General features: G+C 73.6%; 7 protein-coding genes. All 7 read left to right on the forward strand.

All coding sequences use genetic code 11. The features are described 5' to 3' along the window. Positions 1-22: 22 nt before the first annotated feature. The 7 genes from E0D90_RS22155 to E0D90_RS22185 all read left to right on the forward strand — a co-directional run bounded on the left by E0D90_RS22155 (position 23) and on the right by E0D90_RS22185 (position 6,466). Positions 23-1,255, forward strand: coding sequence for an MFS transporter (locus E0D90_RS22155; protein WP_130799798.1), 1,233 nt, complete (start codon positions 23-25; stop codon positions 1,253-1,255). Between the two features lie 116 nt (positions 1,256-1,371). After that, on the forward strand, positions 1,372-2,109 hold the full coding sequence (locus tag E0D90_RS22160) for a class I SAM-dependent methyltransferase (protein ID WP_174856245.1): 738 nt from the start codon (positions 1,372-1,374) through the stop codon (positions 2,107-2,109). Beyond that, positions 2,106-2,912, forward strand: coding sequence for a Rossmann-like domain-containing protein (locus E0D90_RS22165; protein ID WP_130799796.1), 807 nt, complete (start codon positions 2,106-2,108; stop codon positions 2,910-2,912). Before E0D90_RS22160 ends, E0D90_RS22165 begins: the two co-directional genes overlap by 4 nt. Positions 2,913-2,982: 70 nt before the next feature. Continuing rightward, positions 2,983-4,062: a pyridoxal-phosphate dependent enzyme gene (locus E0D90_RS22170; protein ID WP_130799797.1), complete on the forward strand. Its 1,080-nt coding sequence runs from the start codon at positions 2,983-2,985 to the stop codon at positions 4,060-4,062. A gap of 117 nt (positions 4,063-4,179) precedes the next feature. Continuing rightward, positions 4,180-4,857: a TetR/AcrR family transcriptional regulator gene (locus E0D90_RS22175; protein ID WP_157996909.1), complete on the forward strand. Its 678-nt coding sequence runs from the start codon at positions 4,180-4,182 to the stop codon at positions 4,855-4,857. Beyond that, positions 4,854-6,029, forward strand: a complete 1,176-nt coding sequence (locus E0D90_RS22180; RefSeq protein WP_227870403.1) for an aromatic ring-hydroxylating oxygenase subunit alpha — start codon at positions 4,854-4,856, stop codon at positions 6,027-6,029. Before E0D90_RS22175 ends, E0D90_RS22180 begins: the two co-directional genes overlap by 4 nt. Continuing rightward, on the forward strand, positions 6,026-6,466 hold the full coding sequence (locus tag E0D90_RS22185; RefSeq protein ID WP_103501214.1) for a PaaI family thioesterase: 441 nt from the start codon (positions 6,026-6,028) through the stop codon (positions 6,464-6,466). The genes E0D90_RS22180 and E0D90_RS22185 overlap by 4 nt, the downstream gene beginning before the upstream one ends. Positions 6,467-6,504: the final 38 nt, after the last annotated feature.

Consider the following 6,504-nt stretch of genomic DNA (forward strand, 5'->3'; position numbering starts at 1 on the left):
CCCCGGCCCCCAGGCGCCGCCCCTGCTCCGGGAGGGCGCGTTCATCCGGCTGTGGACGGCGACCACCGCCTCCGGCCTCGCGACCTGGGCCATGCCGTTCATCCTCGGCCTGGCCGTTCTCGACCGGACGGTGACCGCGGCCACGCTCGGCGTGCTGCTGGCCGCGCGCACCGCGGGGTTCCTCGCGGCCGTCCCGGTCGGCGGGGTGCTGGCGGACCGCCATTCCCGCCGGGCCATCGTCCGGTGGGCGGGCCTGGCGGCGGCGGTCGCCACTCCCGTCCTCGCCTGGGGGGTGGAGCGTTCCGTGCCGCTGGCCGCTGCCGCCGCCGCTGTGGTGGGCGCCGGGCAGGGGGCCTGCCGCCCGGCGTTCCAGGCGCTGACCGCCGAGGTGGTTCCCGCCCACCGGCGGCAACAGGCCAACGCGGCGATCACGCTGGCCGTCCGCGTCACCACCCTGGTCGCCCCCGCGCTCGCCGCCCTGCTGGTGGTGCTGGTGCCGGCGCGGACGCTGCTGCTCGCCACGGCGGCCCTGTGGCTGGTCGCCGCGCTGGCGCCGGGACCCGGCGCCCCGGCGCCGGCGGGCCCGAGCGGCCGGGCGGGCTTCGTGGGCGACTTCCGGGCGGGGGTGTCCGAGGCGCGCCGCCATCCGTGGTTCGTCTCCGGGCTGGGCGCGCTGACGCTGGTGATCTGCCTCGGCTACAGCGCCACCGCCGTGGTGCTGCCCTTGGTCAGCCGCGACCGCTACGACACCGTCGCCGTGCTCGCGCTGGCGACCACCGCGTATGTGGTGGGAGCGCTGGCCGGGGCGCTGCTGATGGCGCGCCGCCAGCCGCCGAGCGCGGGGTGGACGGCGCTGGGCGGGCTCGGGTGCTACGCCTTCGCACCGCTCGCCCTCTGGCTGCCGGTCCCGGCGGCGGCCGTGGTCGCGGCCTATGTGGTGGCCGGGATCGGGATCGAGCTGTTCAACGTGACCTGGTTCACCGCGATCCAGCGGGAGGTCGAGCCCCGGATGCTGGCGCGGGTCTCCTCCCTGGACTTCCTGCTCTCCTACGGCCTGGCGCCGGTCGGCCTGGCGCTGATCGCGCCCGCCGTCGCCACCGTGGGGACGGGCCCGGTGCTGACCGTCTGCGCCGCGGCCTGCCTGCTCGCGCCCCTGGCGGCGGCGTTCACCCCGAGCGCCCGTCACTTCCGGAGTGCCGACGCGAACGCCGGTGGCGCCGGTGACGCCGGACCCGGCGCGGCGGCCGCCCGGTGACCTTCCGTGGCTCGTCACCCGCCCGGGGGCCACCGCCCGCCACCGGTCACTCCGCCGTCCGACCCCAGCCGTACGACGCACCGCCCCGTGACCCCGCTACGACAGGAGAACCTTCCGTGGACCTGACCACCACCGGCCGCACGCTGCTGGAGCAGTTGCCGCCGCCACTGCCGGCCGAGCACATCCTCGCGATCAACCAGCCCAAGGGGGATCTGCACACCACCCGTCACTACACCTGGAACGGCTGGACGTTCGACGTGCCGCCCGGGGTGTTCGTCCCCGGCGGGACCAGCCGCATGATCCACGAGCGTGTCCTGGACGGCCGGATCGAGGTGCGCGGCCGGCGGTACGCCGCCATGGGCGCCGGTCTGGGCGTCGAGGCGGTGGCGGCCGGTCTGCGCGGGGCCCGCGAGATCCACGCGCTCGACGTGCACGGCGCGAGCGTGGCGGCGGCCGAGCGGCACTACCGGCGGATCGTGGGCGAGCGGGAAGGCACCGTCTTCACCGCGCGGGCCGGAGACCTGTTCGACGCGCTGCCGCCCGGGGCCCGCCCGGACGTCGTCACCTTCAACCCGCCGGCCGTCAGCCGTCCGGTCAGCGAGGACCCGGACGTGGTCCGCAACGTCTGCGTGGGCGCCGGGCTCCTCCGCCGGTTCTTCGCGCAGCTCGCCGAGCGGGAGCTGCCGGCCCCCGGCGGCGAGGTCTTCGTCATCGCCTCCAACACCGCGGATCTGCGGGCCATCGTCGGTTCGGCGCTCGACCACCGCTTCGTGCCGCACGTCGCCCACCTGCACGACTGGGATGACGGCGTCCTCACCTTCCTGTTCCGGTTCACCCGGGAGGGGGAGGCGTGAAGGACACCGAGTCGCTGCTGGCCGCCGCCCTGGCCGGGAAGGCGGGGCCGCCGCCCGCAGCCACCGTCGCCACCGCCGTGTTCTGGATCCATCACGGCACCCGGCTCGCCGGGAGCACCACCACCTACCTCAACCAGTACGTGCTCGTCCGGCTCGGCGACGTGTTCGGCGCCTGCGCCTTCGAACCGGGCGAGATCCCCCCGGACATCTGCCGCGAGGCGTCCGGGGCGTCGCTGGAGACCCTGCTGCGGGCGGACTCCCGCCCCCTGCGGATCGCCGCGCTCGACGCCCACCTCGCCGCGTCCCGCCCGCACCGCGAGGCCGACGACGCCGAGGCGGTGACCCTGCCCGCGGGTACCCCCGAGGTACGGGCGGCGGCCCGTGACGCGGCCGTCGCCGGACTCCTGGACATCGCGCCGGGCGCCCGCGTGGCGCTGATCGGCGTGGTCAACCCGCTGGTCGCGGCGATCCGCGAGGCCGGGGGCGTCCCCCTGCCGTGCGACTTCAACCTGACGGCCACCCAGTGGGGCGACCGGGTCACCAGCGACATGGACGAGGTCCTCGCGACGGCGGACGCGGTGGTCGCCACCGGCATGACGCTGGGCAACGGCAGCTTCGACCGGATCCTGACGCACTGCCGCCGGCGCGAGGTGCCGCTGGTGGTCTACGCGCAGAGCGGCAGCGCGGTCGCCCGCGCCTTCCTGGGCCGCGGCGTCACCGCGCTGTCCGCCGAGCCCTTCCCCTTCTCGCAGTTCAGCGCGGACCCCACCGTCCTGTACCGCTACCGCCACCGCGCGCCCTGACCGCCTCCGCGCCGCGCACCGGCCGCCGCACGTGGCCACCACAACGCCCCCTGGGACGAGGACACTTCGCATGGACGAACACATAGCGGAGGCGCTCGGCCGGCCGGACCTGGTCCGGCTGGACGAGCGCCTGATCTGCTGCCGCTTCGAGACCCTGAAGGTCGTCAGCGCGCTCACGGCGGTACGGCACCTGCTGGACACCGGCGCCGTACGCCCCGGCGACACCCTGCTGGACAGTTCCAGCGGCATCTACGCCCACGCGCTGGCGCTGGCCTGCCACCGCTACGGGATGCGCTGCCACATCGTGGGCTCCTCCGCCGTCGACCCCACCCTGCGCACCCAGCTCACCGTGCTCGGCGCGCGGCTGGAACAGATGGAACCCAGCGACGACCTCAAGCTCGACCAGAAGCGGCGGGTGGAGCGCGTCCGGGAGATCCTGCGGGACCACCCGGAGTACCACTGGATGCGCCAGTACCACGACGAGATCCACTACCTGGGCTACCGCGCGGTCGCCGAACGCGTCCGGGCGGAGGTCGACCCCGGCTCACTGACCGTGGTGGGCGGCGTGGGGACCGGCGCCTCCACCGGGGCGCTCGCGCACTACCTGCGCACCGGGTCCGGGGCAGGCCGGTCCGGGTCCGGCGGGGCCGGGCCCGCCGGGCCCCAGCTCGTCGGCGTCCAGCCCTTCGGCAGCGTCACCTTCGGCGCCGAGCACGTGCCCGACCCGGAGATCATCATCGCCGGTATCGGGAGCTCCATCCCGTTCGGCAACGTCTCCCACACGCTCTACGACACCGTGCACTGGGTCTCCTTCGAGGCGGCGCGGGCCGGCAGCGTCGACCTGCTGCGCAGACACGCGGTGTTCGCGGGTCTCTCCGCCGGGGCTGCCTACCTGGCGGCCCGGTGGGAGCGGGACCACGCCCCGCGCCGGACCGTGCTCTTCCTGGCCGCCGACACCGGGCACCGTTACGTCGACTCCGTCTTCGCCCGCGCGGCCGGCGCCCGCCGGGTGGAGGAGCTGGCGCCGTCGCAGGTCACCGACGCGAGCGAACTGGCCCTGCCCTGGGCCCGGATGGAGTGGAATCACGCCCCCGCTCCCGGCGCCGCCCGCCCGGGTGCCCTGCCGGTGGCGGGGCCAGGGGCGCGCTGAGACAAGCCCGCGCCGGGCGGTGGACGCCACGCCACCCGACGCGGGCTTGTGCCCTGCCGGGGCCGGCTCTAGCATGAACTGAACCAATGTTCATGTGATGGCGGGAGACGGCGCACCGTGGCGTACCGCAAGACCGAACGGGAGCTCCAGCGGCTCCAGGAGCGCCGGGAGCGCATCCTGGACAGCGCCTGCGTCCTGGTGCAGCGAGAGGGCTTCGGCGGCGTCAAGGCCCGGGAGGTCGCCGAGGCGGCGGGGGTTAGCGTCGGTTCGCTCTACTCGCACTTCGGGAACGTCGAGGCCCTGCACGCCGAGACGTTCCGGGTGCTCGCCGGCCGCGAGTTCGGGCGGGTCATCGCGCACGTCCACACCGCCGGCAGCGCCACCGCCGCGCTGGCCGCCCTGGTGCGCGGATTCGGCGCCCGCTCCCTCGCCGCGCCCCGCCTCGCGTGGGCGCTGCTGCTGGAGCCGGTCACCTCCACCGTGGAGTACCTGCGGCTCGACTTCCGCCGCGACTACACCGCGCTGGCGGCGGGAATCATCCAGGACGGCGTCGACAGCCGCGAGTTCACCGACCAGCGCGTCGACGTCTCGGCCCCCGCGCTGATCGGCGCCATAGCGGAGTCCCTGGTGCGCCCGCTCGCCCCCGCCGCCGACAGCGGCCCGGGCGAGCGGGACGCCAGGGCGGAGCAGCACGAGTTCATCGAGGAGATCCTGCGCGTGTCGCTGCGCGCCGTGGGAGCGGCGACCGAACGGGAGCCGCGCCGGAACAGCCCGGGAAGGGACGGCCAGAAGTGAGACCCGACGCACAGGTAGCGATGCTCAAGCGCCTGCTGGCGCTGCGGGAGACACGGCGCGACGAGCCCATGCTCGACGAGGTCGTGACGCTCCCGGTCACCAAGTACACCGACACCGCGCTCTTCGAGAGGGAGCTGCGCTCGACCTTCACCCGCTACCCCCTGGTCGTCGGGCACGCCTCGTCACTGAGCGAGCCCGGCTCGTTCGTCACGAGCGACTGGGAGGAGTTCCCCTATGTCGTGGTCCGGGGCGAGGACGGGAAGCTGCGCGGGTTCTACAACCAGTGCCGCCACCGGGGCGCGCAGCTGGTCGCCGAGCGCTGCGGGGCGCTGAAGAACTTCGTCTGCCCGTTCCACGGCTGGGTCTATCAGCTCGACGGGCGGCTGAAGGGCATCACCCGCTCCCATGACTTCCCCGGCGTGGAGAAGAGCGACTACCCGCTGGTCGAACTGCCGGTCGCCGAATCGGGCGGGCTGGTCTGGATCGCCCGCTCCCCCGACACCCGGATGGACATACCGAACTTCCTCGGCGCCTTCCACGAGGACCTCACCAACTTCGACGTCCCCTCCCTGGTGCAGTACAAGAAGACCAAGGTGGTCAAGCAGGCCAACTGGAAGCTCCTCATCAAGACCTACCTGGAGGGCTACCACGTCCCGTACCTGCACCGGGAGACGCTGGCCGCCGCGTTCCGCAAGGGCGTGATCGCGCACGACGAGGACGGACCGCACATCCGGCTCTCCGCCGCGCGCACCAACATCGGGGAGACGCTCGGCAAGCCCGAACAGGACTGGCGCATCCTTGACTTCGCGTCCGTGTACTACACGCTCTTCCCCAACACCTTCTTCATCCTTCACCCGGACTACGTGTCCATCAACACCTTCTGGCCGCTGGCGCCCGATCGCACGGTCTGGACCCACGAGATGCTGTACCGCGCGGACGACTTCCCCGGCTCCCTGGGGCAGAGCGCGCTGGAGAAGCGGTTCCGTTTCACCAACGACACCGTCTTCGACCAGGAGGACTTCGCCATCGCGGAGGACGTCCAGCGCAACCTGACGCGCGGCGGCAGCGACCACCATGTCCTCGGCCTGGCCGAGGGCCTGTTGGCCATGTTCCAGACCAACATCGACCAGCGACTGGCCGTGACCGCTCCCGAGGAGCAGGAGGCATCGTGACGCACGACCTGACGGAGTTCGCCCACTCGATCTTCGACGCCCAGCCGTTCAGCAGGTTCCTGGGCGCCGAACTGACGGCGGTCGGCCCCGACTCGGCCGAGATCCGGATCAAGAACCGGCCCGAACTCCAGCAGCAGCACGGGTATCTGCACGGCGGCGTCGTCAGCTATCTGGCCGACAACGCCCTGACGTTCGCCGGGGGGCTGGCCCTGGGCGGGGACGCGCTGACCGCCGAATACAAGATCAACTACGCCCGCCCGGCGGTGGGCGAGGTGATCATCGCCCGTGCCACGGCAGCCGTCACCACCCGGCGCCAGGCCGTCTGCCAGGTGTCGATCCACGCCGTCAAGGACGACGGCGAGCAGCTGGTGGCGATGGCCCAGGGCACGATCATCGCCGTGGAACGCCGCACCCCGGAGCCCCCGGCCGCCGGATGACCCCGGCCGGGGGCTCCGGGGTGCGGCGTTCCACGGCG

This window comes from Streptomyces otsuchiensis (assembly GCF_004305975.1).
Lineage (GTDB): Bacteria > Actinomycetota > Actinomycetes > Streptomycetales > Streptomycetaceae > Streptomyces > Streptomyces otsuchiensis.